Source organism: Dokdonella sp. (genome assembly GCF_017744955.1).
GTDB lineage: Bacteria > Pseudomonadota > Gammaproteobacteria > Xanthomonadales > Rhodanobacteraceae > Dokdonella_A.
The window spans coordinates 339,039-364,284 of sequence record NZ_JAGIAG010000002.1 but is presented as its reverse complement, the minus strand read 5'-3'; the positions used below and the strand labels follow the sequence as shown (position 1 = coordinate 364,284).

The window sequence follows — 25,246 nt, the reverse complement described above, 5'->3', positions numbered from 1 at the left end:
TCGATCGCTACGCTGATTCGAACCCTTCAAAAAAGCGTTCCTCGCAGAGACGCAGAGAACGCAGAGGAAAGCCATTCGAGCTCTTCTCCGCGTTCTCTGCGTCTCCGCGAGACTTCCTTCTCGTCGGCCTCCGTCGAAATGAGCGGGTTCGCCGCACGGCAATTCCCGTGCGCGCGCCCGATCCATTGCTCCTGGCCGCGCGTTTCAGTTCGCCGCGCGAGCGCGCAGACGTTCGGCTACCGCGTCGAAGAACGCCCCGGGCAGCTCGGCGCGCACGGGCACGCACCAGAGCAGCGGCGTGGCGAAGGCCAGGCACTTGACCGCGTCCTTCTCGGTCATCAGCACCGGCAGCTGGTCGCCGAAGGCGAGTTCGGCGGCGACGAAGGCGTGATGGTCGGCGAACGCGTGCGGAATCACGTCGATGCCATGCGCGCGCAGGCCGTCGAAGAAGCGCGCGGGATTGCCGATCGCGGCGACCGCGTGCACGCGCTGGCCGGCGAACGATTCCAGCGGTCGCGCGCCGCCGTTCGCGTCGAGCGCGACCGCCATGTCGCCGACCAGGCGCATGGCGATCTCGCCGGCCTGTGCGGCGGCGCCATTGCAGACGCGGAACGGGATCGTCGCCAGCCGCTCGACCGGCTCGCGCAGCGGCCCCGCCGGCAGCAGACGGCCGTTGCCGAAGCGGCGCTGGCCGTCGACGACGCAGATCTCGACCTCGCGCGCGAGCGCGGGGTTCTGCAAGCCGTCGTCGGCGATCACCACGTCGACGCCGCGCTCGAGCAGCAATTGCGCGGCGCGCGCGCGATCGCGCCCGACCGCGACGGCGACGCCGCTGCGGCGGCGGATCAGGCAGGGTTCGTCGCCGACGTCGGCCGGCTTGGACAAGTCGTCGACCAGCAGCGGACCGGCCTCGCGCCCGCCGTAGCCGCGGCTGACCACGCCGGGGCGCAGGCCGCGCGCGCGCAGCGCGTCGACCAGCGCCACCACCAGCGGCGTCTTGCCGCTGCCGCCCGCGGTCAGGTTGCCGACCACGACCAAAGGCACCGCCAGCCGGCGCGCCTTGCGCCAGCCGAACCGATACGGCGCGAGATGCAGCCAGCGCAACCCGCGATACACCGGCACCAGCGCGCGCAGCCACCACGACGGCGGCGCGCCGCCGTACCAGATGCGTTCGATGCGAGCGCCGAGAGCCATGCGGGCGAGTCTGAACAGAACTCGCGACCTACCGCAAGTCCGCTTCGTCCGGGTGCCGGGCGCGCGGCTCAGCCCACCTCGTCGCGGAACTGCATGCGATGCAGGGCGGCGTAGTGGCCGCCGCGCGCGAGCAGAGCGGCGTGCGTGCCCTGCTCGACGATCGCGCCGTGGTCGAGCACGACGATCTGGTCGGCGTGCTCGACGGTCGACAGGCGATGCGCGATGACGATCACCGTGCGGTTATGGATGAGGCGCTTCAGCGCGTCCTGGATCAGCCGCTCGGACTGGCTGTCGAGCGCGCTGGTGGCTTCGTCGAGGATCAGGATCGGCGCGTTCTTCAACAGCGCGCGCGCGATCGCGATGCGCTGGCGCTGGCCGCCGGAAAGCAGCGAACCGCCCTCGCCGACGCAGCTGTGGATGCCGTCCGGCAGCTGGCGGATGAATTCCATCGCGTTCGCCGCTTCGGCGGCGGCGGCGATGTCGGCCTCCGACGCGTCGGCCAGCGCGCCGTAGGCGATGTTGCGCGCGACGGTGTCGTCGAACAGCGTCACGCTCTGGCCGACCCAGGCGATCTGCCGGCGCAGGCTGGCCAGCGTGTATTCGTCGAGCGCGCGGCCGTCGATGCGCACGCTGCCGCCGCTGGCTTCGTAGAAGCGCGGGATCAGGCTCGCCAGCGACGACTTGCCGCTGCCGGAGCGGCCGACCAGCGCGGTCACGCTGCCGTGCGGGCAGACCAGGCTCACGCCGCGCAGGGCCGGCTTGGCCGCGCCGGTGTAGGTCAGCTGCACGTCGCGGAATTCCAGTTCGCGCTCGAACGCGGCCAGTTCGACGCGGCCTTCGTCGCGCTCGCCCGGCGTGTCGATCAGGGCGAAGATCTCGTCGGCCGCGGCGATGCCGCGCTGCAGGCTCGCCTGCACCGTGGTCAGGCGCTTCAGCGCCGGCAGGATGCCGCCCATGGCGAGGATCACCGCGGTGAACGTGCCTGGCGTGAGCGTATCGAGCATGCTCGGGCGCGTCGCCAGGACGATGATCAGGGCCAGCGAGATCGCCGCGATCAGCTGCACGAACGAACTCGCCAGGCCATTGGTCGCGGCGACCTTCAGCGAGAGCCGGCGCGTCTGCTCGGAGATCTTGTTGAAGCGCTCGGACTCGTAGCGCTGGCCGCCGAACACCTTCACTTCGCGATTCGCGCCGACCGCTTCCTCGATCACGCCGGTGGCGGTGCCCATCGAACCCTGGATGCGCGTGCTGATGCGCCGGTAGCGACGGCCGACGTACATCACCAGCAGGCCGACCAGCGGCACCATCACCAGCAGGCCGAGCGTCAGCTGCACGCTGTTGTGCAGCATCACGGCGACGTAGAACACCACGCTGAGGCCGTCGACCACGGCGACCTTGACCGCGTCGGTGGAGGCCTGCGCGACCTGCTCGGAGGTGTAGGTAATGCGCGCGATCTGATGGCCGGAGGATTCGCGGTCGAAGTACGACGCCGGCAGGCGCAGGTAATGATCGAACACCTGCTGGCGCAGCTGCTGCACGACGCCGCGGCCGATGTAGGCGGTGCCGTAGTCGGTCGCGTACATGCCCAGGCTGCGCACCAGGAAGATCGCGACGATGAAGATCGGCATCCAGAAGATCCAGAACGGATCGCGCGACAGGAACAGGTTGTCCAGCATCGGCTTGATCGTGCCGGCGAACAGGCCGAGGCCGGCGGCGTCGATGACCATGCCGAGCACGGCGACGATCGCGATCGGCCAGTAGCGCCGCGCGTAGCCGAGCAGGCGCAGGTAGATCGCCCAGCCGGAGCGGGCCGACTTCAGTTCGACGCTCACTGCTTGCCCGCGGCCTGGGTCGGCGTGGTGGCGATCGACAGGCGCGTGAAGCCGAGTTCGCCGAGTGCGTCCATCGCGGTGACCACCGCCTGGTGCGGCGTCAGCGCGTCCGCGCGCAGCATCACCGGCCGCGCGCGGTTGTCGCCGCCGACGCGCGCGACGACTTCCTTCAGCGAGTCGAGGCCGGGCCGCAGCACCTCCTCGTTGTCGACGAAGTAGCGCCCGTCACGGTCGATCAGCACGACCAGCGCGTCGGGCTGTTCGCTCTGCTCGGCCGATTCGGCCTGCGGCAACGTCACCTGCATGCGCGCGTTCTGCACGAAGGTGGTGGTCAGCACGAAGAACATCAGCAGGGTCAGCAGCACGTCGATCAGCGAGATCACGTTGATCTCGAAATCGTCCTCGCGCCGCGCCGACGAGATGCGCATGGCTCAGCCGGCCGCCAGCGCGACGCGCGCGGGCGCGGCGGCCGCGGCGGCGAGATCGGGACTCGCGGTCAGCTCGTCGGTGAGCAGGAACACCTCGCGCTCCATCTGCACCACCAGATCCGACACGCGGCTGCGGAAATAGCGATGGAACACGTAGGCCGGGATCGCCACGCACAGGCCGGCTGCGGTACACACCAGCGCCTCGCCGATGCCGCCGGCCATCTTCAGCGGATCGCCGACGCCGCTGACCATCACCGCGAGGAACATGCGGATCAGGCCGAACACGGTGCCGAGCAGGCCGAGCAGCGGCGCGATCAACGCGATCGTGCCGAGCGTGCTCAGGAAGCGCTCGAGCCGGTGCACGACGTGGCGGCCGGTGTCCTCGATGCGTTCCTTGATGATCTCGCGCGGGCGGTTGCGCACGCCGAGCGCGGCGGCGAGCAGTTCGCCGAGCGGCGAGTTCTGGCTCAGCGCGGCCAGGTGCTGCGGATCGAGCTTGCGCGAGCGCGCCCACTCGCGCACTTCGGCGCCGAGCCCGGGCGGCAGCACCGCCTTGCGGCGCAGCGTCCAGAAGCGTTCGAGAATGATCGCCAGCGCGACCGCCGAGCACAGCAGGATCGGCAGCATTGCCCAGCCGCCGGCCATCAGGAGTTCCAGCACACCCTTTCCTCGCGATTGCGACAGGCGCGCATGATAGCAGCGCCGTCGCGGCAGACTGTGCGATGTGCGGCAGTCGCGGCTATTCGCGCCAATGGCGCCGGCGGCGTTCGCGCTCGCGCGACACCAGCCGCGGCGGGCCGGCGCGCGCGAACTCGATCTCCAGCGCGCCGGCCTCGGCGGTGCCCTCCAGCGCCACGCCGGCGTCGGCGTAGCGCCGCACCACCGTCGGATGCGGATGGCCGAAGCGGTTGCGCCAGCCGGCCGAGACGACGGCCAGCCGGGGCCGCAACGCGGCGATGAAGGCGGCGCTCGACGAGGTGCGGCTGCCGTGATGTGGCACCAGCAGCACCAGCGGCGCGCCGACGCCGACTGCCTCCGCGATCGCCGGCTCGATGCGCGCGCTGACGTCGCCGCTGAGCAGCAGGCGCCCCGCCGGCGTCTCCACCAGCAGCACACAGGAACGATCGTTGCCGGCCGAGAGGCGCGCGCCGCCGAGCGCCTGCGCGCGCGGACCGAGCACGCGGAAGTCCACACCGTCCCAGTGCCAGCGCTGGCCTTCGCGACACTGCGCGGCGGAAATCTCCGTGCGCGCCGGCTCGCCGGCGTAGCGCTGCGCTTGCGGATACGCCCGCGCCACCGCGAGCGCGCCGCCGGCGTGGTCGTTGTCGCCGTGGCTGACGACGAGCGCGTCGAGCGCATCCACGCCGAGTGCGTGCAGGGTCGGCAGGACCGCCGCTTCGCCGAGATCGAACTCGGAGCGGTAGCGCGCGCCGGCATCGTAGAGCAGCGCATGCGACCGCGTGCGCACCAGCACCGACAGCCCCTGCCCCACGTCGATCACGCTGGCGACGAACGCGCCTTCCGGCGGCGGCGGACGATCGGGCAGCAGCAACGGCAGGAACAGCAACGCACCCAGCCCGCGCGCCGGCACGCCGCGCGGCAGGAACATCCAGACCGCGCCGAGCATCGCCAGCAGCAGCGCCCACGGCGCCACTTCGGACAGGTACCAGTGCGCGCCGGGCCAGCTCGCCATCCGTTCGAGCAGCCACCATTGCCCGTGCGCGACCCAGCCCGCCGGTACCAGCACGAGCGTCGCCAGCGCCGGTGCGACCAGCAAGGCGAGCACGCCGGCCAGGCACAGCGGCACGATCACGAAGGTGATCAGCGGCACCGCGATCAGGTTGGACAGCGCACCGACCAGGGACGCCTCGCCGAAGAACCAGACCGTCAGCGGCAGCAGCGAGATCGTCATCAGCAACTGCCCGAGCGTGAGCTCGCGCAGCCAGCCGAGCGCACCGCGACCGCGCTGCAGGCACGCCAGCAGGAAGGCGACGCCGACGAAGGACAGCCAGAAACCGGCCGACACCGTGGACAGCGGATCGAACGCGAGGATCGCGAGCAGGGCCAGCGCGAGCGAATGCGCGCCGCTCGCGCTGCGCCGACCGCAGTGCGTGAGCGCGACCACCGCGATCATCATCAGCGTGCGCAGGGTCGGCAGACTGCCGCCGGCGAGCATGCCGTACAGCACCGCGACGATCAGCGCGGCCGGCGCCTGCGCCACCGGGAACGCGATGCGCAGCCCGAGCCGCGGCCACAGCCACCACAGCAGCTTCACCAGCAAGGCGCCGAAGCCGGCCGCGATGCCGACGTGGAAGCCGGAGATCGCGATCAGATGCGGCACGCCGTTGGCGCGCGCGACCTCCCAGTCGTCCTGGTCGAGCCCGCGCGTGTCGCCGATCGCGAACGCGCGCAGCAAGGCGGCGTCGTGCGCATCGGCGACGCGCGCGGCGATGTCCTGCGCGAGCCGCTCGCGCAACCCGTTCACGCACCAGCCCTGTTCGCCGAGGCGCCGGTTCGATTCGGCCCGTCGTACGTAGCCGACTGCGACGACGCCGCGCTCCAGCGCCTGCCGCTCGGCGTCGAAACCGCCGCGGTTGACCAGGCCGCGCGGCCGCTTCAGGCGCAATTGCAGGTGCCAGCGGCTGCAAGCGTCCAGGTGGTCGGGGACTTCGTCGTACCAGGACAGTCGCAGCACGCCCGGCAATGCGATGTCGCGGCCGTCGAGCTGCGCATGCTCGACACGCAGCAGGAAGCTGGTGGCGTCGACGCGTCGCTTCGGCAGATCGTCGACGACGCCGACCACACTGAAGTCGCGACCTTCCAGTTCGCGCGGCAGGCGCGCGTCGAGAGCGATGTCGGCGCGCAGCGCGCACCAGGCGAAGCCGAGCAGCACACCACCGGCGAGGCGCAGCCGCGGATGCCACGCCATGCCGAAACCGAATGCGGCCAGAAGCAGATCGAGCCAGCGCGGCGGCAAGGCGGGCAAGGCATGTACCGCGAGCGCGCCGAGCAGCACGGCGACGGCGCTCGCCACACCGAGCAATGGCCTGCTGCGGGTGCATGTCGGCTCCCTGCCCATTCGCCCTCCGGCGAAGCGCGTCCTCGCGCGTTCGACTTCCGTGCCCTGTCGCGCCGGAGCAGGCAGCTCCGGCGCGGACGATCAGGTGCTGATCGCGTTGGTGAACGTCAACCGGTTGCCGAACGGATCGATCACGCAGACGTCCTTGCTGTTCCAAGGCGTGTCCTCGATCCCGGGCCGCATGTACGCATACGGCTTGGCCGCCAGCTCGCGATGGAAGGCCTCGACGTCGTCCGTCTCGATGCGCATCGCCGATCCCGGACACGCGTCGCCGTGGTGCTCGGACAGGTGCAGCACGCAGCCGTCGCGGGATATCTGCATGTACAGCGGCATGCCTTCCTCGAAGCAATGCGTCCAGTCGAGCGTGAAGCCCAGATAGCCGATGTAGAACTCCTTCGCCTTGGCTACGTCGAAGATGCGCAGGATCGGTGTCGTCTTGCCGAAACGCATGGGCCCTCCTCGCCTAACGGACGTCGGCCGCCGACGGCGCCGCATGCGCGACGCCCAGCGTTCCACCGGACAGTTCCAGGATGCGGTCGGCGCGCGCCGCGAGCTTGGGGTCGTGCGTGACCAGCACCAGCGCCGTGCCCACTTCGCGATTGAGCTCGAGCATCAGGTCGTAGACCTGCGCCGCGTTCTTTTCGTCGAGGTTGCCGGTCGGCTCGTCGCCGAGCACGCAGGCCGGCCGCGTGACCAGCGCGCGCGCGACCGCGCAGCGCTGGCGCTCGCCACCGGACAGCTCGCCGGGCTTGTGCTCCAGCCGCGCGCCGAGACCCACGCGGCCGAGCAGCGCGACCGCGCGCTCGCGCGCCTCGGCGATCGCGGTGCCGCGGATCAGCAGCGGCATGCACACGTTCTCCACCGCGGTGAATTCCGGCAGCAGATGATGGAACTGGTACACGAAGCCGAGCGAACGGTTGCGCAGCTCGCCGCGCGCGCGGTCGGTCAGGCGCGACATCGTCTGTCCCTCGACCATCACCTCGCCGGCGCTCGGCTGGTCGAGCCCGCCGAGGATGTGCAGCAAGGTGCTCTTGCCGGTGCCGGAGGCTCCGATGATCGCGACGGTCTCGCCGCGCCGCACCTCCAGGTCGACCTCGCGCAGCACATCGGTGCGCAGGCTGCCTTCCTGGTAGGTCTTGGCGATCCTGGCGGCGCGCAGCACCGTCTCGGGGGAGCCGTGATGGGTGATGGCCGATGGGTGATTGGAAGAGACGGAATTCATGCTGGCTCGCGGATGGACGACGGGGCGAAGCGTTCTTGTCTGGGTTTCAACGAATCACCAATCACTCATTCCCAATCACCGCTACTCATACCTCAACGCCGCCGCCGGCTCGGTCTTCGCCGCGCGCCGCGCCGGGTACAGCGTGGCCAGGGTGCAGAACACGAACGCGGTCACGGCGATCCAGATCACGTCGTCCCAATGCAATTCACTGGGCAGTTCGCTGATGTAGTAGACGTCGGGCGACAGGAAGGCGACGTGGAAGGTCTGCTCGATCCAGCGGATGATCGCCGGCAGGTTCGAGGCGAGCAGCACGCCGAACAACAGGCCGAGCGCGATGCCGAGCGAGCCGACCAGCACGCCCTGCACCATGAAGGTGCCCATCACCGAGGCCGGGCTCTGCCCCAGCGTGCGCAGGATCGCGATGTCGGCCTGCTTGTCCTGCACCAGCATCACCAGCGTCGAGACGAGGTTGAACGCGGCGACCGCGACGATCAGCGAGAGGATCAGGAACATCACCTTCTTCTCCATTGCGACCGCCTTGAAGAAGTTGCTGTGGCCCTGCATCCAGTCGGTGACGCGGTAGTAGCCGGCGCCGAGCCGGTCGGCGAGATCCTGCGCCAGTTCGCGCCCGACCGCGAACGCGCGGAACATGTCGTCGAGCTTGATGCGGATGCCGGTCGGACCGTCGAGGCGGTACAGGGTCTCGGCGTCCTGCATCTGCATCACGGCGAGGCCGGAGTCGTACTCCTGCATGCCGGCCTCGAACACGCCGACCACGGTGAAGCGCTTGGTGCGCGGGATCGCGCCGATCGGCGTGGCGCTGAATTCCGGCGCGAACACGGTGACCTTGTCGCCGACACCGACGCCGAGCGTCATCGCCAGTTCCTTGCCGAGCACGATGCCGAACTGGCCGGCGACCAGATCGGCGAGCTTGCCCTGCACCATGCGCCGGTCGATGTCGGACACCTTCGGCTCCAGGTCCGGCATCACGCCGCGCACGATCGCGCCGCTGACGCGCACGCCCTGCAGCATCGCCTGGCGCTCGACGTACGGCGCGGCGCCCTGCACGTGCGAGTTGGCGTAGGCGAGCTTGACCGCCTCCGGCCAGTCGCGCACGGTCTCGTCGACGCCCTCGATCGTCGCGTGCGAGACCATGCCGAGGATGCGCTGCTTCAGCTCGCGGTCGAAGCCGTTCATCACCGAGATCACCGTGATCAGGGCGGTCACGCCGACCGCAATGCCGAGGATCGAGACCAGCGAGATGAACGAGATGAAATGATTGCGCCGCTTCGCGCGCGTGTAGCGCAGGCCGACGAAGACTTCGAGGGGACGGAACATGCGGCTTCGCGATTCCTTGGCGGCGCGGCGGGAGGCGGTCGCTCTGCGACAGCGAACGGCGGCGAGAGTGCCGCAAGCGCACGGCGGCGGCAAGCGAGAACGGCGATCGGCCCTGTAGGACTTCGCCGCGTGCGCGGAGCCGCCCAGGCGTACGCCGCCGCTGCTCGCCGCCGAGGCACGCGGTAGCATGCGGGTTCGGCTCCGGGAGAACGAACATGGCGGCGGAAGGCGCTGGCGGCGAACTGGTCAAGGTGGTGGCGCTGCTCGGAGCGGCCGTGGTCATGGTGCCGATCTTCCGGCGCATTGGCCTCGGCTCGGTGCTCGGCTATCTCGCCGCCGGCCTGCTGATCGGTCCGTTCGGGCTCGGCTGGTTCTCCGATCCGGCGGCGATCCTGCACGTCGCCGAGCTCGGCGTGGTGATGTTCCTGTTCGTCATCGGGCTGGAGATGCAGCCCTCGCACCTGTGGAATCTGCGCCGCGAGATCTTCGGCCTCGGCGCGCTGCAGATCCTGGTCTGCTCGCTGGCGCTGACCGGCGTCGGCATGCTGTTCGGCTTCCCTCCCGCGGTCGCCTTCATCGGCGCCGCGGGGTTCGTGCTGACCTCGACCGCGATCGTCATGCAGCTGCTCGCCGAGCGCGGCGACCTCAACCTGCCCGGCGGCCAGAAGATCGTCTCGATCCTGCTGTTCGAGGATCTGCTGATCGTGCCGCTGCTGGCGATCGTCGCCTTCATGTCGCCGCAGGCCGTCGACACCGGACATTCGCGCTGGGCCAGCATCGGCATCGGTGTCGCCTCGCTGGCCGGCCTGATCGCCGCCGGCATCTGGCTGCTCAACCCGCTGTTCCGCGTGCTCGCCGCGGCCAAGGCGCGCGAGGTGATGACGGCGGCGGCGCTGCTGGTGGTGCTCGGCTCGGCGCTGCTGATGCAGATCGGCGGGTTGTCGATGGCGATGGGCGCGTTCCTCGCCGGCGTGCTGCTGTCCGAATCCACCTTCCGCCATCAGCTCGAAGCCGACGTCGAGCCGTTCCGCGGCGTCCTGCTCGGCCTGTTCTTCCTCGCCGTCGGCATGTCGCTCGACGTCGACGTGGTCACGCGCAACGCGCCGCTGATCGTCGCCGGCGTGCTCGCGCTGATGCTGGCCAAGGCGCTGTGCATCTACTTCGTCGCGCGCCTCACGCGCTCCAGCCACGGCGAGGCGATCGACCGCGCGGTGCTGATGGCGCAGGGCGGCGAGTTCGCCTTCGTGCTGTTCTCCTCGGCATCGGCGGCCGGCGTCATCGACGCGACGGTCAACGCCAATCTCACCGCGATCGTCGTGCTGTCGATGGCGCTGACGCCGCTGGCGACGCTCGCGCTGCGCAAGCTGACGCCGGTGCGCGGGCCGTCGATGGACGGCATCGAAACCGCGGACGGCCTCGCCGGCAGCGTGCTGATCATCGGCTTCGGCCGCTTCGGCCAGGTGGTCAGCCAGCCGCTGCTCGCGCGCGGCTACGACGTCGCGATCATCGACACCGACACCGAGATGATCCGCTCGGCCGCCGAGTTCGGCTTCAAGATCTACTACGGCGACGGACGTCGCATCGACGTGCTGCGCGCCTCCGGCGCGGCCACGGCGTGCGCGATCGCGGTCTGCGTCGACGACCGCGCCGCGACCAAGGTCATCGTCGAGCTGGCGCGCCACGAGTTCCCGCAGGCCAAGCTGCTCGTGCGCGCGTACGACCGCCGCCATGCGGTGGAGCTGGTCGGCCAGGGCGTCGACTACCAGGTGCGCGAGACCTTCGACGCGGCGATCGCGTTCGGCGAGGCGGCGCTGCGCGAACTCGGCGTCGACGCCGACGCGGCACACGAGACGGCCGAAGAAGTGCGCCGCCGCGACGCCGAGCGCTTCGTCGTCGACGTGACCGAAGGACTGCGCGTCGGCCGCCATCTGCTGATCGGCAACCAGCCCAAGCCGACGCCGCTGACGAAGCCGCAGCGCGAGAGCGTCGCGCTGAGCGAGGAGACCGCCGAGGTCGCGGCGCGCGAAGCGACGCCTTAGCCGCAAACCCTGCGACACGGCCGTGGGCGCCGTGCGCGGCACCTCGACCCGCGAATGCCGTCATCCCCGCGAAAGCGCGGATCCGCATCGATTTCCAGCCAGGATCAAAAGCGGCTGGATCTCCGCTTTCGCGGGAATGACGAAGCCGTCCGAAGTTCCTTCAGCGAATCACGGCGGAATCCGCCGCCGCGTCGCCGCCGCGCGCGAGCAGCAGGATCAGCCGTCGCCGCGTATCGGCATCGAGATTGTCCGGCGCCAGCAGGAAGCGGAACCGCGCGCGCGGACCATGGCGAAAGCCGAGCGCGAGCAACGCGCCGAGGCGGAACGGCGATTCGAGTTCGGCGGGGTGCTCGTGGCCGTCGCGATCGAGCAGGACCCAGCCGGACTCGCGCCAGGCGGCGCGTCGGAAATTCGGCCGCCGATGCCGCCACAAAGCGGAGGCGCCGAGCGCGAATGCTCCCAGCGACGACGCGGCGGCGACTTCCGTCGACAGGCTCGTCAGCCACGGCGCCAGCATCGCGAGCGCGACGAGCGCGCAGACGACCGCGCCGATCCGGCGCGAGGGACGCAGGTCAAACGCGATGGCGGGCGCGGATTTCATCGACGAGCGCGGCGAAGCCGGAGTCGGCCGGCACCGAATGGCCCATCAGCCAATCCCACAGATCGGGGTCCTGCACGTCGAGCAGCCGATCGAAATCGGCGCGGCGCTGATCGTCGGCCTGGGCGTAGCAATCGCGCAGCCAGCCGCCGAGCAAGGCGTCGAGTTCGCGCGTACCGCGACGGCAACGCCAGCGCAGGCGCGCCTCGGCGCTCATCTCGCCGAGGTCCGCCGGACCGATCGCGCGACGCGCATCGGCGAGGCCTCAGCCCGCGCGCTCGGCGATCAGCTTCTTCGTTTCCGCGATCGCCTTGGCCGGATTCAGGCCCTTCGGACAGGTGCGCGCGCAGTTCATGATCGTGTGGCAGCGGTACAGCTTGAACGGGTCTTCGAGTTCGTCCAGGCGCGCGCCGGTGTCCTCGTCACGCGAGTCGACGATCCAGCGATAGGCCTGCAGCAGCACGGCCGGGCCGAGGTAGCGTTCGCTGTTCCACCAGTAGCTCGGGCAGGAGGTGGTGCAGCACGCGCAGAGGATGCATTCGTACAGACCGTCGAGCTTGGCGCGGTCCTCCTTCGACTGCAGCCGCTCCTTGTCCGGCGGCGGCGGCGTCTCCGCGCGCAGCCACGGCTTGACCGAGGCGAGCTGGGCGTAGAAGTGCGTCAGGTCCGGCACCAGGTCCTTGACCACCGGCATGTGCGGCAGCGGGTAGATCTTCACGTCGCCGGACGGACAGTCCTCGATCGCCTTGGTGCAGGCCAGCGTGTTGGTGCCGTCGATGTTCATCGCGCACGAGCCGCAGATGCCCTCGCGGCAGGAGCGGCGGAAGGTCAGCGTCGGATCGATCTCGTTCTTGATCTTGATCAGCGCGTCGAGAACCATCGGCCCACAGGCGGCCAGGTCGACCTCGTAGGTGTCCACGCGCGGGTTCTCGCCGTCGTCCGGCGTCCAGCGGTAGATGCGGAACGTGCGCAGCTTCTTCGCGCCGGACTTGGCCGGGAAGTGCTTGCCGGCCTTGATCTTGGAGTTCTTGGGGAGAGTGAATTCGGCCATATCGGTTCCGTGATTCGTCATCGGCAATTCGTGATTCGAAAGAGCGGATTCGCGTCGCCGTCGGCCTTCGCGAATCACCAATCACGAATCACCAATCACAGCATCAGTACACCCGCTTCTTCGGCGGCACCGGCTCGACGTCCGTGGTCAACGTGTTCATGTGCACCGGGCGGAAATCGAACGAGCACTTGCCGTTCGCGTCGACGTTCACCAGCGTGTGCTTCATCCAGTTGGCGTCGTCGCGCTCGGGATAGTCCTCGCGTGCGTGCGCGCCGCGGCTCTCGTGGCGCTGCTCGGCGGAGTTGATCGTCGCGACCGCGTTGTAGAGCAGGTTCTGCAGCTCGTAGGTCTCGATCAGGTCGGAGTTCCAGACCAGCGAGCGGTCCGACACCTTCACGTCCTCGAACGAGGCGAACACCTGCGCCATCTTCGCGCAGCCTTCCTGCAAGGTCTTCTCGGTGCGGAACACGGCGGCGTCGGCCTGCATCGTCTTCTGCATGTTGGCGCGGATTTCCGCGGTCGGCATCGAGCCGTTCGCGTGGCGCAGGCGATCCAGGTTCGCCAGCGCCTGATCGCAGGCCGAGGCCGGCAGCGCCTTGTGCGGCTGGCCCGGCTTGATCGTCGCCGCGCAGCGCTGAGCGACCGCGCGGCCGAACACGACTAGATCGAGCAGCGAATTGGAGCCGAGGCGGTTGGCGCCGTGCACCGACACGCAGGCCGCCTCGCCGATCGCGTAGAGGCCCGGCACGACCGAATCGTTGTCGTCGCCGCGCTTGCGCACGACTTCGCCGTGGTAGTTGGTCGGCACGCCGCCCATGTTGTAGTGCACGGTCGGGATGACCGGGATCGGCTCCTTGGTCACGTCGACGCCGGCGAAGATGCGCGCCGACTCGGAGATGCCCGGCAGCTTCTCGTGCAGCACTTCGGCACCGAGGTGCTGCAGATTGAGGTGAATGTGGTCCTTGTGTTCGCCGACGCCGCGGCCTTCGCGGATCTCGATCGTCATCGAACGGCTGACCACGTCGCGCGAGGCGAGATCCTTCGCGTTCGGCGCGTAGCGCTCCATGAAGCGCTCGCCGTTCGAGTTGGTCAGATAGCCGCCCTCGCCGCGCGAACCTTCGGTGATCAGACAGCCCGAGCCGTAGATGCCGGTCGGATGGAACTGCACGAACTCCATGTCCTGCAGCGGCAGGCCGGCGCGCAGCGCGAGGCCGCCGCCGTCGCCGGTGCAGGTGTGCGCGGAGGTCGCGCTGAAGTACGCGCGGCCGTAGCCGCCGGTGGCGAGCACGACGCCGTGCGCGCGGAACAGATGCAAGGTGCCCTCGGCCATGTCGAGCGCGAGCACGCCGCGGCAGGCGCCCTCCTCGTCGAAGATCAGGTCGAGCGCGAAGTATTCGACGAAGAAGCGCGCGTCGTGCTTGAGCGACTGCTGGTACAGCGTGTGCAGGATCGCGTGGCCGGTACGGTCGGCCGCGGCGCAGGTGCGCTGCGCGACGCCCTTGCCGTAGTCGGTGGTCATGCCGCCGAACGGCCGCTGGTAGATTAGGCCCGCATCGGTGCGCGAGAACGGCACGCCGTAGTGCTCGAGTTCGATGATCGCGGCCGGCGCTTCCTTGCACATGTACTCGATCGCGTCCTGGTCGCCGAGCCAGTCGGAGCCCTTGATCGTGTCGTAGAAATGGAAGCGCCAGTCGTCCGGACCCATGTTGCCGAGCGCGGCGGAAATGCCGCCCTGCGCCGCGACGGTGTGCGAGCGCGTCGGGAAGACCTTGGTGATGCACGCGGTCGAGAGGCCGGTCGCGGCGAGGCCGAAGGTCGCGCGCAGTCCCGCGCCGCCGGCGCCGACCACGACGATGTCGACCTTGTGTTCCTGGATCTTGTAGCTCGAAGCCATCGGTCAGCGCCCCAGCGCAATGCGGATGACGGCGAGCGCGCTGGCCGCGCCGCCGAGGAAGCAGAGGAACTTGATCGCGATCTGCAGCGCGACTTCGAGCCAACGCGTGTGCACGTAGTCCTCGACCACGACCTGCAGGCCGAGCTGCGCGTGCCAGAACACCGCGACGATGAAGGCCAGCATCAGCACCGCGTTGAACGGCTGCGCGACCAGCGCGCGCGCGGCTGCGTAGTCACCGTGCAGCGCGCCCAGCACGGTCCAGACGAACCACAGCGACAGGAACAGCAACGCGACCGCGGTCAGGCGCTGCACGATGAAATGATGGGCGCCCTGCTTGGCCGAGCCGAGACCGAGCGCGTTCTTCAGCGGTGTGCGCAGGTTGCTCATGCGCCACCCCGCTGCGCGAACACGCAGACCCAGACCAGCGCCGTCAGCACCAGGCTGCCGGCGACCACCAGCCAGCCGTTGCGCACGAACTGCGCCGGCAGATAGCCGAGGCCGGCGTCTTGCAGAAGGTGACGGATGCCGTTGAGCAGGTGATAGGCCAGCGACCAGGTCCAGCCGAACAGCAGCAGCAGGCCGATCCAGGAAGCGCAGAACGCCTGCACCTTCGCATACGCTTCGGGGCCGGACGCCAGCGCGAGCAGCGCGACGACGAGCAGGATCGTGCCGGCGGCGAGCGCGATGCCGGTCGCGCGGTGCAGGATCGAGGTGACCATCTGGATCTGCCAGCGGTAGATCGAGAGGTGCGGCGATAACGGTCGCGCGGTGGCTGGCATGGCTGGCTCGTGCTGACGTTGTGGATGGCCGCCGCGTCCCCACGACGCGGGTTCGCATCAGAAATCGATGCAGCGGCCGTTCTTTTCCCAATCCCCGTATCGAACGGGATCCAACCCCGACTCACGTCCGCCGGTTTCAGCCGCCGGCGTCACGCGCGCGGTCGCCGTGTCCTCGACACGTTCGGTCGCGGGCGTCTTCGCAGATTCGGCTGGGGATTCGGGTTCGGACATGGTGCAGTGCGGCGCAAAGGTTAAACCCAGCGAGGCGCGCTGACAATGTTTTTGCGATCGTCCGTGGCTTTTGCGATCGTCCGTGATCGCCACGATCGTCCAGGTACGGATCCGCAGAACGACCGGAAGCTTCGGCGAATCCACCCGCGGCCGTCCATGATGGATGCTGCTGCGATCGTCCCCGATCGCCGCAGTCGTCGCAGCATGGGATCGCGCAGCGGCCGCAGCTTCGGCGGCCCCGCCCGCGGCCATCCCTGGCCGCACTTCTCGAGCGGAGCAAAGCGCGTCGCTCATGGCGCGGCTTCAGCGGCGGGAGGCGCCGGTGCATGCGACGCGCGATGCTAGGCTTGAACCTCGACCTGCCGGATACGACATCGATGCCCATGCCGCTCTGCCCCGCCGAACTGCTCACCCTCTCCGGCGCCGATGCTTCGTCCTTCGCGCAGGCGCAGTTCACCAGCGACGTGAGTACGTTGACTCCCGGCCACTGGCAGTGGAGCGCGTGGCTCGACGCGCAAGGCCGGGCTCGCCACTTCTTTCTGCTGATGTGCGTCGAAACGGATCGCCTGCTGGCCTGGCTTCCTCTCGGCGGCGCCGAGGCGATGCGTGAAGCGCTCGCACGCTACGTGTTCCGCGCCAAGCTCACGTTGAGCGCGTCGACGGACTGGACGCTGCATGCGCTGTCGGCTGACGAACTCGACACGCCGCTCGACACGCACGCCATCGTCGCCCGTGCCGACGGCTTCGCCTTCCGCCAGCCCGGCGGCGAGAACCGCATCGCATGGCTGGCGCCGTCGCCGGCAGTGGACGTCGATGCCGATGCGCTGAATCGCTGGCGCGCGGCCGACGTCGCGGCTGGACTGCCGCTGTTGGCGCCGGCGCTCGGCGGCGAGTTCGTGCCGCAGGCGCTCGATCTCGAACGCCTCGATGCGATCCGCTTCGACAAAGGCTGCTATCCGGGTCAGGAAATCGCCGCGCGCCTGCATTTCCGCGGTGGCAACAAGCGCGGCCTGCGACGGCTGCGCGTTGACGGCGCAGCGCCGGCGAACGGTACCGAACTCCTCGACGCCGCCGGCGCGAACGCCGGACGCATCCTCTACGCCGCACCGGTCTCCGCCGACGCGAGCGAAGCGCTGGCCGTGATGCCGATCGACCAACCCGACGACGCCGGCGCATTGAAGACGGCGGACGGACTCGGCGTATTCGTCATTACCGTTTAGACGTCCAGACGTAAATACGTCTAGACGTTTTTGCCGTTTGCAGTTCAAACATTTTCACGTTCCGCGCGATGAATACGAAGCTGAATGTTCATTCAGCCTGGGTGGAGACAAGCGCCCCTCGCATCGCGTAATCTCCCGCTCCGCGCCCCACGGAGGGCGCAACAAATTCCTAACACTCGCGCGTTTCGCGCGGAAACGATCGACGAAATTCGCCGATCGGCAACACCCGAAGTTGGAGCGACTGCCGGGGTGGCAGACGCAACCAACTGGCGCCGTCGCAGCGATCCTTCGCGCACGCGCCGCAGCTTCGCAATCAAGAAGGCCCAGCGCGCGACGTGCTCCTCGCACGACGCGGACCCTCCCCGCTCGCGTCATGCGCGCGAGGCGACGCGAAGGCCGAAGTGAGTGAGGTAGAAGAAAATGAAACTGTCCTTCCTGCTGTGGCTCGCTTCGGCGCTGCCGCAACCGGCCGCCGATCAGGTCTGCCTGGCGACGACGGTCTATCTCGAAGCGCGCAGCGAGTCGCAGACCGGCCAGATGGCCGTCGCCGAAGTGGCGATGCGGCGTCGCGAACGCGGACGCTGGGGCAACACGGTCTGCGAGGTCGTGCGCGCACCCGGCCAGTTCGCGACGGCGACGATGAGCCAGAACTTCGTGCTCGACAACCCGGACGCCTGGGGCAAGGCGTGGAAGATTGCCGGCCGCGCGATCGCGATGTGGTCGCTGCCGACGGACCAGCGCAAGTTCGTGGTCCCGCACGCCTACTATTTCGTCGTGGCCGATTCGGCCTGGCCGTCGTGGATCAAGGGCCCGCCGCTGGCGACGATCGGCGCGCACAACTTCTACAGCATCAACTGACGAAGGCGGTTCTCTCGCGGAGACGCGGAGAACGCAGAGAGAGAAAGCAGAGAGAGCTTTTCGTCGGGATGCTTTTCTCTGCGCTCTCTGCGCCTCTGCGAGAGGAAGCTTTTTCGACAGCACCGATCGAGGAGCGATGCCCTCGATCGGGAGCGGCACTCCCTCGCGCCGCTCGCAATTCCTTCGAGATTCCCGGAGCACCCGATCGCCGCGCGACCCATCGGTCGCGCGGCGAATCGTCATCGCGGCGGAATCAGCGCCGCTCCGCCGCGCTCGCGTCGCGCGCGCCGCGGAATTCCGAATCCTTCGACCAATCCGGCCAGCGCTTGGAGTTCGCCAGATCGTTGCCGAGCTTGTAGAGCAGGCCGAGATCGCGCGCCATGCCGGTGAAGCTCCAGTCGGCCTGCCACTCGTCGCCCTGCTGGTGGTAGCGATTGGTCGTGTAGTCCTTCTGCGCCGCTTCGCCGGCCGCCTTGCCGCCCTTGACCAGGTCGTCGCCGGAACCGAACGACACCGCCGGCACGCCGCGCTTGGCGAACGGGAAATGATCGGAGCGGAAGAAGTAGCCGGCCTCCGGATGCGAATCGGGCGTGTAGGCCAGGCCGAAGCTCTTGCCTTCGGCGATCAGCTGGTCGATCAGATCGGACTTCGCGCTGCCGGAGATCGTGAAGTTGCGCGACGGATCGCCCGGATCGAGCGCGTCCATGTTGATGTCGGCGACGGTCTTGCCGAGCGGATACAGCGGCTTGGACGCGTAGTACTCCGAACCGAGCAGCCCCTTCTCCTCCGCCGTCACGGCGAGGAACACCACCGAGCGCTGCGGCTTCGGGCTCTGCGCGAACGCGCGGCCCATCTCGATCAACGCGGCGACGCCGGTCGCGTTGTCGACCGCGCCGTTGTAGATCTTGTCGCCCTTCTTGTCCGGCTCGCCGACGCCGAGGTGATCCCAGTGCGCGCTGTAGATCACCGTCTCGTCCGGACGCTGCGCGCCTTCGATGCGGCCGACCACGTTCTGCGAGGTGATCACCTGCTGATCGACCGCGTAGTCGGCCGAGAACGTCGCACCCTTCAGCTCGACCGGCTTGAACTCGCGCGTCTGCGCCAGCTTCTTCTGCGCCTCGAAGTCGAGCCCGGCGCGCTTGAACAGGTCCGCGGCGAAATCGCGCTGGATCCAGCCTTCCAGCTTCGGATGCACCGCCGCGCCGTTGTCGCGCACGACGTCGAACATCGTGTTGGTATTGGAGTTCTTGACCGTGTTCCAGCCGTAGGAAGCCGGCGCGGTCTCGTGCACGATCAGGATGCCGGCGGCGCCCTTGCGCGCGCCTTCCTCGAACTTGTACGTCCAGCGGCCGTAGTAGGTCATCGCCTTGCCGCCGAAGTCGCCCTTGCCGGTTTCGAAGTCCGGGTCGTTGATCAGCACGATGCCGATCTTGCCCTTCAGGTCGACGCCCTTGAAGTCGTTCCACTTGCGCTCCGGCGCATCGACGCCGTAGCCGAGGAAGACCAGCGGCGCGTCCTTGATCGAGACGGACTTGGAACCTTCCATCGCCGCGCGCACTGCGATCTGCTCGCCCTGCGTCAGCGCCTCGTTCTTGCCGCCGACGGCGACGTCGAGCTTCGGCGTGCCGCTGATCTGCGAACGCGCCAGCGGCACCGCCTGCGTCCAGGCACGCTGGCCGTCCTTCAGGTCGCCGCCGGGCTGCAATCCGGCCGCCTTCATCTGCGCGACGATGTATTCGACCGTCTTGGTCTCGCCCGGCGTGGCCGGGCCGCGTCCCTCGAATGCGTCCGAGGACAGCGTCTTGACGTCTTCGGAGAGGCGCTTGGCGTCGAACGTCGGCGCCTTCTCGGCGAAGGCGGACGACGACAGGGCGAGAGCGATGCTGGTGGCAAGCAGACGTTTCAAGAGCGGACCCTCCGGACGGAAAGCGTTCGATGCTAGTCCGGCTCGCCGATGAGGTCCATACGCGCTGCGGCGAACGTCGCGAAGAAACCGCCCGCCCCGGGGAAAGGGCGGGCGGCCTGCGGAAATCGCCCGGGAAGGACGGCGTCGGTCCGCCAAGCGCCCCGACTTCTATCCGCCGGACGGCGACGCCGACATGCGCGGGTCGAAGCCGTCGCGAAAGATGATGTCGCTGCCGCCGCAGGTTCCCGCCGGCGCGGCGACGGCGTCGATCGCATAGCCGCCACCTGCGACGCGCGTTCGCGTCGGCGTCAGCTGCGCGCGCACCTCGAAACCGCTGCCCGCCTGTGCGGCTGACTTGGCCTGCATCGACGCCTGCACCGTGAATCGCGATGACGCCGGATCGGCTGCCGATGCGGTCGTGCCGATGAGCAACACGCACAGCGAAACCGCCGCGACGCCTAAGCGACATCGCGGGATTCCGCCATGCGCCGCCGCCTCTCCGGCGTCGTTCCCTCGCATGCGGGAATTCCTTTCGCCGCTTTGGACGGACGCCGCTGTTCGCAGGTGCGACGGCGTTCTCGGCGTCGCTCCGGGGATCGGCGCGTCCATCTCACTTCCCCTTCGCTTCGAGCTTGGCCAGGCGCGCCATCAGCTTCTGCACGGTCGCCTCGAGCGCGGCGTTCTTCTGCGCCAGCTCCTGCACCGCGGCGATGGTCACGATCTGCGCCGGATAGGTGTCGACCTGCAGGATCTCGTTGTCGGCGTTCTTCTCGGCGCCCGGCAGGTACTCGCCGGACTTCGTCACCGCGTCCGGGAACACCTCGGCGAACTGCTGCGCGATCACGTTGTAGTAACGCTGGTCGGCGACTTCCGGATGCGCGGCGCGGTAGGCGTCGGTGTAGCGGAAGCTGACCGGGTGCACTTTCGCCAGCGTGTCGAGCGCACTGTCGATCGGCTGGATGTCCTGCTTGATGCGGCCGTCGGAGTTCGCCTGCCAGGCGCCTGCGGTGGATTTCGACGCTTCGCCGTTTACAGTGAGATTTCCGGAGATTTCCACCTGAGTCACTATGTGGACGCCTCCCCCCGCGTTGAGGTTCAACCGTCCCGTGTTGCGGGTCAGGTAAATGTTTGCCCACTTGTCGTCCGTTATCAATGCGATCTCGACGTCTCTGAGATCAAATGGATCGGGACGAGGATTGATTTGCAGCTCGGTCGTAAATTCCCGGAAAGTATTCGTATTGATGCCTACGCCGCCGTCAGCTCCGATGATGAACTGATCGGCCGCACCGCTGTAGCTGAAGTCGCGGCCGCTGCCGCCCCAGATGAAGCTGCGATCATGACCTGCCGCGGTCTTGGCGTGTCCGCCGGCAAAACTGTACCCGCCATGAGCTTCCGAATGATCACCCATTGCCATGGATTGCTTGCCGTCCGCGGAGGACGATCCGATGCTGAACGCGACACTGTCAGCGGTCGGGGTGAACTGTCCGGCATACAACCCTCTGGCGCCAAAAATCAGCGGCTGATCGTCGGATGTTCCGAGATAGTTGACACCTGGGGCCGTTCCGGCATTGCCTGTGGTCGACCAGCAAGCTCCGCTGCCATTGATCTCCGAACGCCCGCCCAACTCGGCGAATTCGCCGCCACCGGCCTTGCGCACGGCGACGCCGATCCAGCCATCACCGACGGCGACGCTGCCGAAATCGACTTCGGTACTGAAACGGCCATCCTTGACTTCGACGCCGTACAGCGTGACCGCGTCCGCCAGGGGCGCAACGGCCTTCTCGCTGCCGTAGGGCGTCACACGCAGGTCGTAGCGACCGCTGGCCGGCCGACCGCCGTCGTCGAGGCTGCCGTGGTAGGTGAAGCTCGCAGCCTGCGCCGCGCAACCGCCGAAAGCGAGTGCCAGGCCGACGGCCCAAGCGATGTGGCGATGTGACGTGTTCATCTCTCCTCCCGTGATGTGGAACGACCGGTATTGGCCGATCCAGCCAACCCCTACTACGCCGGCCGATAGGCAAACCCGCCATGATTCACCCACGCATGCCGCACGGCTGGATTTGCTGCACAATCCGCCCATGCAGGGAGATCTTTCGCCGTCCAGCGACCAGGCCGTCGAGCTGCTGGTCAAGCTGTTCTATGCGGATTTGCAGCGCATCGCGCGGCGCGAGCGCGGCCGCTCCACCAGCCCGTCCGAGACGCTCGGCACCACCGCCCTCGTGCACGAGGCCTACCTGAAGCTGGCGCGCCAAGGGGTCTTCGAGGACCGCGCGCATTTCCTCAACACCGCGGCGCTCGCCATGCGGCAGGTGCTGGTCTCGCACGCACGTTCGCGTCTGCGCGACAAGCGCGGCGGCGGACAGGCTCCGCTCGACATCGACGAAGTCGACGTGCTTGCCGAAAGCGACGAGCGTATCGCTGCGCTCGACGACGCATTGAATGCGCTCGAACAGATCTCGCCGCGGCTGGCGCGTGTGGTCGAATGCCGCTACTTCGCGGGCTATTCGGAAAAGGAAACCGCGTTGGCGCTCGGCGTCGCCGAACGCACGGTGCAGCGCGACTGGATGATGGCGAAGGCGTTGCTGTACGAGTCGCTGGGGACAGCCTAGCGTTTCGCGACGAGCTCCCTGCGCAGACGTTTCAGCGGCTCGACGTAGCGCGGCGATAGCGAGCTGTACTGCGTTTCAATCGCTGCCGCCTGCTCGACGAGCTTCGCCGCCTCGCCTCGTTTGCCCTGCGCCATTTCGCATTCTGCCAACGCGAGCTGTACTTCGGCGATCTTCGGGCTCTTCGGCAGATACAGGTCGACACGGGTCGCCAGGGCATGCTCCAGGATAGGGCGGGCGGTCGCCGGGTCGCCGCTACGCAAGCGCGCAAGCCCTTCGATCAATTCACTGTCGGAGATCACGGAGCGCACATACGGCGCAATCTCGCTGGCACGCGCCCGATTGCCGACATCGGCGGCATTCTTCGAAGCTGGGCCAAATTTTTCCGCGCGCAGCTCAATCTCCGCCGCCATCAAATCCCGGCGAAGACCCCAAACCGAAGCGGGAATCGGATCCTGGTATTCCGAAGAAGACTGCGAAAGTATCGACCTGGCCGCATCGATTCTACCGGAGTCCAAAGCAATCCTGGCCCTGGAATCATGGCTCTGGATGCTCATCCCGCCGCTTGCGACGCCATTTATCGGAAGTAATTTCTCGATCAAGTCATCGGCCAGATCGAAGCGACCCAGCTCCAGGAGCGCGGAAATTACGCACCGGGAAGGACTTATTCTTGCATTCTCCGGAAGATTACCTCTATTTATCACATCCACAGCCGATTCGCAGGCCGCCAGCGCAGCATCGTAGCTGCCGGCCGCAAGCATGGCGCGGCCGTAGGACTCAAATGCAAATGCCTTGCTGTTGACTCCGATCGAGTCATCCATTCCGAGCATTTTATCTTTCGCATATCCCGCGATATCCAGAGCCTCCTTTGCCTGCTCTGCAGCAGAAAGCACCTGCGCCACCATCAGCTGCCCCCTTACTACACGAATACCTCCCTCTCCTTCAGCCAGAATGGACAAACTCAGCGATTTTCGAGCCGAGCTCAACGCAGCCTCGTGCTGCATGTTCTTACTCTCAGCCCTTGCCAATTCGTAGTAACCAATCGCCAACGAACCATCATCATTTCCATTAACGCGACCCGACATATCTATTGACCGTCTCAGCAACGAAACCGCCTCCGAGAGTCGCCTAATCGTTCCTGCCGCCAAACCGTTGAAGAATAATGCAGAACATAAATCTCCCGATTCCGGGAGCTTCGCGAGAATACCGACGGCCTCCGAGGAATACGAGTACGATTTGAGAACGTCTGAATATTGATAATATTGAGCCATCTTGTAGAGGACATTGGCTCTCGTGTTGGAATCGAAATCGCCAATCTTGTCGAGTATCGACTTCGCCTCGCCCAAGGCCGGCCCCGCCAATTTCATCCACTTCGATCCGATGGACGAAGTCGACACCTTCATTAGATCGGCGACCAATTCGTATGACTCCGGACCGTCGATCCTCCTGCTCAGCGATACAACCTCCTGCGCCAAAGCAAACGCCTCGTCCTTCAGAGAAAAATCCACATACAAGTCGCGCATCACCCGCAACAATTCGAGCTTGGCCTCCGGAGCATCCTCCAAGCTGTTCTCGATCCGCTTCGCGCCGATGTCCAGCAGCTCCCTCGCCGTGGTCTGGCGTGCCTTGACCGGGTTCTTCTGCTGGCTCGAATTGGTCTTGAACAGATCCACCATGAAGCTCTGTACCGCTTCGGCCCGCTGAGCTTGCGCGCGCGCTTTGCTCGCCTGCCAAGCAACCGCGACGGTCGCAGCCGCCATTGCGACGAACAACACAGCGGCCGTCGACAGCGGCAGCCAGTTCCTGCGCATGAACCGTCGCGCGACGTAGACGCGCGCGCCCGCGCGCGCCTGCACCGGCCGATGATCGAGATGCCGACGCACGTCGTCCGCCAATGCCCGCGCATCCGGATAGCGCTCGTCCGTTTCGCGCCGCAGCGCCTTGCCGGCGATCGCGTCGAGATCGCCCCGCAGTGCGCGCGCCGGTACCGGCGACCGCTCCGTCGCGAGCTTGCTCGGCGGCGGCAGCGGCGTGTCCAGCAGCCGCTTCACCGCGGCCGCCATCGGCGCCGCGTCGTCCGACCACGGAAGCCGGTCGGTCAGCAGCTCGAACAGGATCACGCCTAGCGCGTAGACGTCAGTGGCAGTGCCGATCGTGCCGCTGGTCAACTGTTCCGGTGCGGCGTACTTCGGCGACAGATACAGCGTGCGGGTGGTGTCCTCCGCAGGCTCCGCGTCGAGCAGCTTGGCGATGCCGAAGTCGAGCAGCTTGGCCTGCCCGTCGGCCGTGACCAGGATGTTCGACGGTTTCAGATCACGATGCACGACCAGGTGCGTCTGCGCATACGCCACCGCGTCGCAGATCTGCAGGAACAGGATCAAGCGCTCGGTCAGGGGCAGCCGGTGCGCATTCGCATAGGCGATCAGATGCTCGCCTTCGACGTACTCCATCACCATGTAGGCGGCGCCATCCGTTTCGATGCCGCCGTCATAGAGCCGCGCGATACCCGGATGCGCCAGGCCGGCCAGGATTTCGCGCTCGCCGACGAAGCGCTGACCGATCGAGCCGCGCGCATTCGGGATCAGCTTCAGCGCGGCCTGCTGCTGGAAGCCACCTTCGCGACGTTCCGCCAGCCACACTTCCGCCATACCGCCGCGGCCGAGCGGACGCAGCAGGCGGTACGCACCGATCGTGCGGCCGGCGGCGTAGACGTTCTCGCTTGCGGCATTCGTCGAATCGCTGTTGATCGCCGCGCGATCGAGGAAGCCGTCCTCGTCTTCGGTCAGGCGCAGCAAGTGCTCGATGCGCCCGCGCAAATCGGGCCGGCCGGAACACACCCGATCCAGAAAAGCCGCTCGCCGCTCGACCGGTTCGGCCAGCGCGCGCGCGAACAACTCGTGCACCTCTCCCGTCTGCGGCACCTGCGACATGTCGCCCCTCCCGCCTGACCTTTGCAGCACACTGCCGTGCACGT

The 25,246-nt window shown here is 67.8% G+C and carries 23 protein-coding genes; 4 read left to right on the top strand and 19 right to left on the bottom strand.

What is annotated here, in order from left to right:
- Positions 1-204: 204 nt before the first annotated feature.
- The 8 genes from lpxK to J7520_RS06655 all read right to left on the bottom strand — a co-directional run bounded on the left by lpxK (position 205) and on the right by J7520_RS06655 (position 9,093).
- On the bottom strand, positions 205-1,194 hold the full coding sequence (gene lpxK / locus J7520_RS06690; protein ID WP_291185695.1) for a tetraacyldisaccharide 4'-kinase: 990 nt from the start codon (positions 1,192-1,194) through the stop codon (positions 205-207).
- A 68-nt stretch (positions 1,195-1,262) separates the two neighbouring features.
- A complete protein-coding gene (gene msbA / locus J7520_RS06685; RefSeq protein ID WP_291185694.1) occupies positions 1,263-3,026 on the bottom strand; it encodes a lipid A export permease/ATP-binding protein MsbA in 1,764 nt (587 codons plus the stop codon).
- The gene (locus tag J7520_RS06680; protein ID WP_291185691.1) at positions 3,023-3,454 is read right to left on the bottom strand and encodes a biopolymer transporter ExbD; all 432 of its coding nucleotides are present in this window, start codon (positions 3,452-3,454) and stop codon (positions 3,023-3,025) included. Before J7520_RS06680 ends, msbA begins: the two co-directional genes overlap by 4 nt.
- A gap of 3 nt (positions 3,455-3,457) precedes the next feature.
- Positions 3,458-4,114 carry a MotA/TolQ/ExbB proton channel family protein gene (locus J7520_RS06675; RefSeq protein WP_291185688.1) on the bottom strand — a complete coding sequence of 219 codons (657 nt, stop codon included), beginning with the start codon at positions 4,112-4,114 and terminating at the stop codon, positions 3,458-3,460.
- 79 nt (positions 4,115-4,193) lie between these two features.
- Positions 4,194-6,488, bottom strand: coding sequence for a DNA internalization-related competence protein ComEC/Rec2 (locus J7520_RS06670; protein ID WP_345776901.1), 2,295 nt, complete (start codon positions 6,486-6,488; stop codon positions 4,194-4,196).
- Between the two features lie 126 nt (positions 6,489-6,614).
- Positions 6,615-6,983, bottom strand: coding sequence for a glyoxalase superfamily protein (locus tag J7520_RS06665; RefSeq protein ID WP_291185683.1), 369 nt, complete (start codon positions 6,981-6,983; stop codon positions 6,615-6,617).
- Positions 6,984-6,996: 13 nt separating this feature from the next.
- Complete coding sequence (lolD, locus tag J7520_RS06660) at positions 6,997-7,755, bottom strand: lipoprotein-releasing ABC transporter ATP-binding protein LolD (RefSeq protein WP_291185680.1); 759 nt, start codon at positions 7,753-7,755, stop codon at positions 6,997-6,999.
- An 81-nt stretch (positions 7,756-7,836) separates the two neighbouring features.
- A complete protein-coding gene (locus tag J7520_RS06655) occupies positions 7,837-9,093 on the bottom strand; it encodes a lipoprotein-releasing ABC transporter permease subunit (RefSeq protein WP_291185677.1) in 1,257 nt (418 codons plus the stop codon).
- 215 nt (positions 9,094-9,308) lie between these two features.
- Here J7520_RS06655 and J7520_RS06650 point away from each other — a divergent pair, with 215 nt between their 5' ends.
- The gene (locus J7520_RS06650) at positions 9,309-11,132 is read left to right on the top strand and encodes a monovalent cation:proton antiporter-2 (CPA2) family protein (RefSeq protein ID WP_291185674.1); all 1,824 of its coding nucleotides are present in this window, start codon (positions 9,309-9,311) and stop codon (positions 11,130-11,132) included.
- A gap of 160 nt (positions 11,133-11,292) precedes the next feature.
- On the opposite strand, the gene J7520_RS06645 is transcribed toward J7520_RS06650, so the two are convergent.
- The 7 genes from J7520_RS06645 to J7520_RS06615 all read right to left on the bottom strand — a co-directional run bounded on the left by J7520_RS06645 (position 11,293) and on the right by J7520_RS06615 (position 15,685).
- Positions 11,293-11,733: a protein YgfX gene (locus J7520_RS06645; RefSeq protein WP_291185672.1), complete on the bottom strand. Its 441-nt coding sequence runs from the start codon at positions 11,731-11,733 to the stop codon at positions 11,293-11,295.
- Positions 11,705-11,947: a succinate dehydrogenase assembly factor 2 gene (locus J7520_RS06640; protein ID WP_291185670.1), complete on the bottom strand. Its 243-nt coding sequence runs from the start codon at positions 11,945-11,947 to the stop codon at positions 11,705-11,707. Before J7520_RS06640 ends, J7520_RS06645 begins: the two co-directional genes overlap by 29 nt.
- Before the next feature lie 48 nt (positions 11,948-11,995).
- Positions 11,996-12,781 (bottom strand): succinate dehydrogenase iron-sulfur subunit, encoded by a 786-nt coding sequence (locus J7520_RS06635; RefSeq protein WP_291185668.1) that lies wholly within the window; start codon positions 12,779-12,781, stop codon positions 11,996-11,998.
- A 103-nt stretch (positions 12,782-12,884) separates the two neighbouring features.
- Positions 12,885-14,675 (bottom strand): succinate dehydrogenase flavoprotein subunit, encoded by a 1,791-nt coding sequence (gene sdhA / locus J7520_RS06630; RefSeq protein WP_291185664.1) that lies wholly within the window; start codon positions 14,673-14,675, stop codon positions 12,885-12,887.
- Between the two features lie 3 nt (positions 14,676-14,678).
- Complete coding sequence (gene sdhD, locus J7520_RS06625) at positions 14,679-15,062, bottom strand: succinate dehydrogenase, hydrophobic membrane anchor protein (protein ID WP_291185661.1); 384 nt, start codon at positions 15,060-15,062, stop codon at positions 14,679-14,681.
- Complete coding sequence (gene sdhC / locus J7520_RS06620) at positions 15,059-15,454, bottom strand: succinate dehydrogenase, cytochrome b556 subunit (RefSeq protein WP_291185658.1); 396 nt, start codon at positions 15,452-15,454, stop codon at positions 15,059-15,061. The genes sdhD and sdhC overlap by 4 nt, the downstream gene beginning before the upstream one ends.
- Positions 15,455-15,511: 57 nt before the next feature.
- On the bottom strand, positions 15,512-15,685 hold the full coding sequence (locus J7520_RS06615) for a DUF1674 domain-containing protein (protein ID WP_291186524.1): 174 nt from the start codon (positions 15,683-15,685) through the stop codon (positions 15,512-15,514).
- A gap of 377 nt (positions 15,686-16,062) precedes the next feature.
- Between J7520_RS06615 and J7520_RS06610 the strand changes: the two genes are divergently transcribed.
- Positions 16,063-16,905 carry a folate-binding protein gene (locus tag J7520_RS06610; protein ID WP_291185653.1) on the top strand — a complete coding sequence of 281 codons (843 nt, stop codon included), beginning with the start codon at positions 16,063-16,065 and terminating at the stop codon, positions 16,903-16,905.
- 420 nt (positions 16,906-17,325) lie between these two features.
- Complete coding sequence (locus J7520_RS06605) at positions 17,326-17,763, top strand: cell wall hydrolase (RefSeq protein WP_291185650.1); 438 nt, start codon at positions 17,326-17,328, stop codon at positions 17,761-17,763.
- A 253-nt stretch (positions 17,764-18,016) separates the two neighbouring features.
- Here the strand turns inward: J7520_RS06605 and J7520_RS06600 are convergent, their stop codons facing one another.
- From J7520_RS06600 to J7520_RS06590, 3 genes are all read right to left on the bottom strand, one after another.
- Positions 18,017-19,669 (bottom strand): M28 family metallopeptidase, encoded by a 1,653-nt coding sequence (locus J7520_RS06600; protein ID WP_291185647.1) that lies wholly within the window; start codon positions 19,667-19,669, stop codon positions 18,017-18,019.
- 168 nt (positions 19,670-19,837) lie between these two features.
- Positions 19,838-20,278, bottom strand: a complete 441-nt coding sequence (locus tag J7520_RS06595; protein WP_291185645.1) for a hypothetical protein — start codon at positions 20,276-20,278, stop codon at positions 19,838-19,840.
- A 1-nt stretch (position 20,279) separates the two neighbouring features.
- Positions 20,280-21,614: a tail fiber domain-containing protein gene (locus tag J7520_RS06590; protein ID WP_291185643.1), complete on the bottom strand. Its 1,335-nt coding sequence runs from the start codon at positions 21,612-21,614 to the stop codon at positions 20,280-20,282.
- Between the two features lie 130 nt (positions 21,615-21,744).
- Between J7520_RS06590 and J7520_RS06585 the strand changes: the two genes are divergently transcribed.
- Positions 21,745-22,275 (top strand): ECF-type sigma factor, encoded by a 531-nt coding sequence (locus J7520_RS06585; protein ID WP_291185640.1) that lies wholly within the window; start codon positions 21,745-21,747, stop codon positions 22,273-22,275.
- Here J7520_RS06585 and J7520_RS06580 read toward each other — a convergent pair.
- Entirely contained in the window at positions 22,272-25,202 is a 2,931-nt protein-coding gene (locus J7520_RS06580) for a serine/threonine-protein kinase (RefSeq protein ID WP_291185637.1), read from the bottom strand. The genes J7520_RS06585 and J7520_RS06580 overlap by 4 nt on opposite strands.
- Between the last annotated feature and the right edge of the window lie 44 nt (positions 25,203-25,246).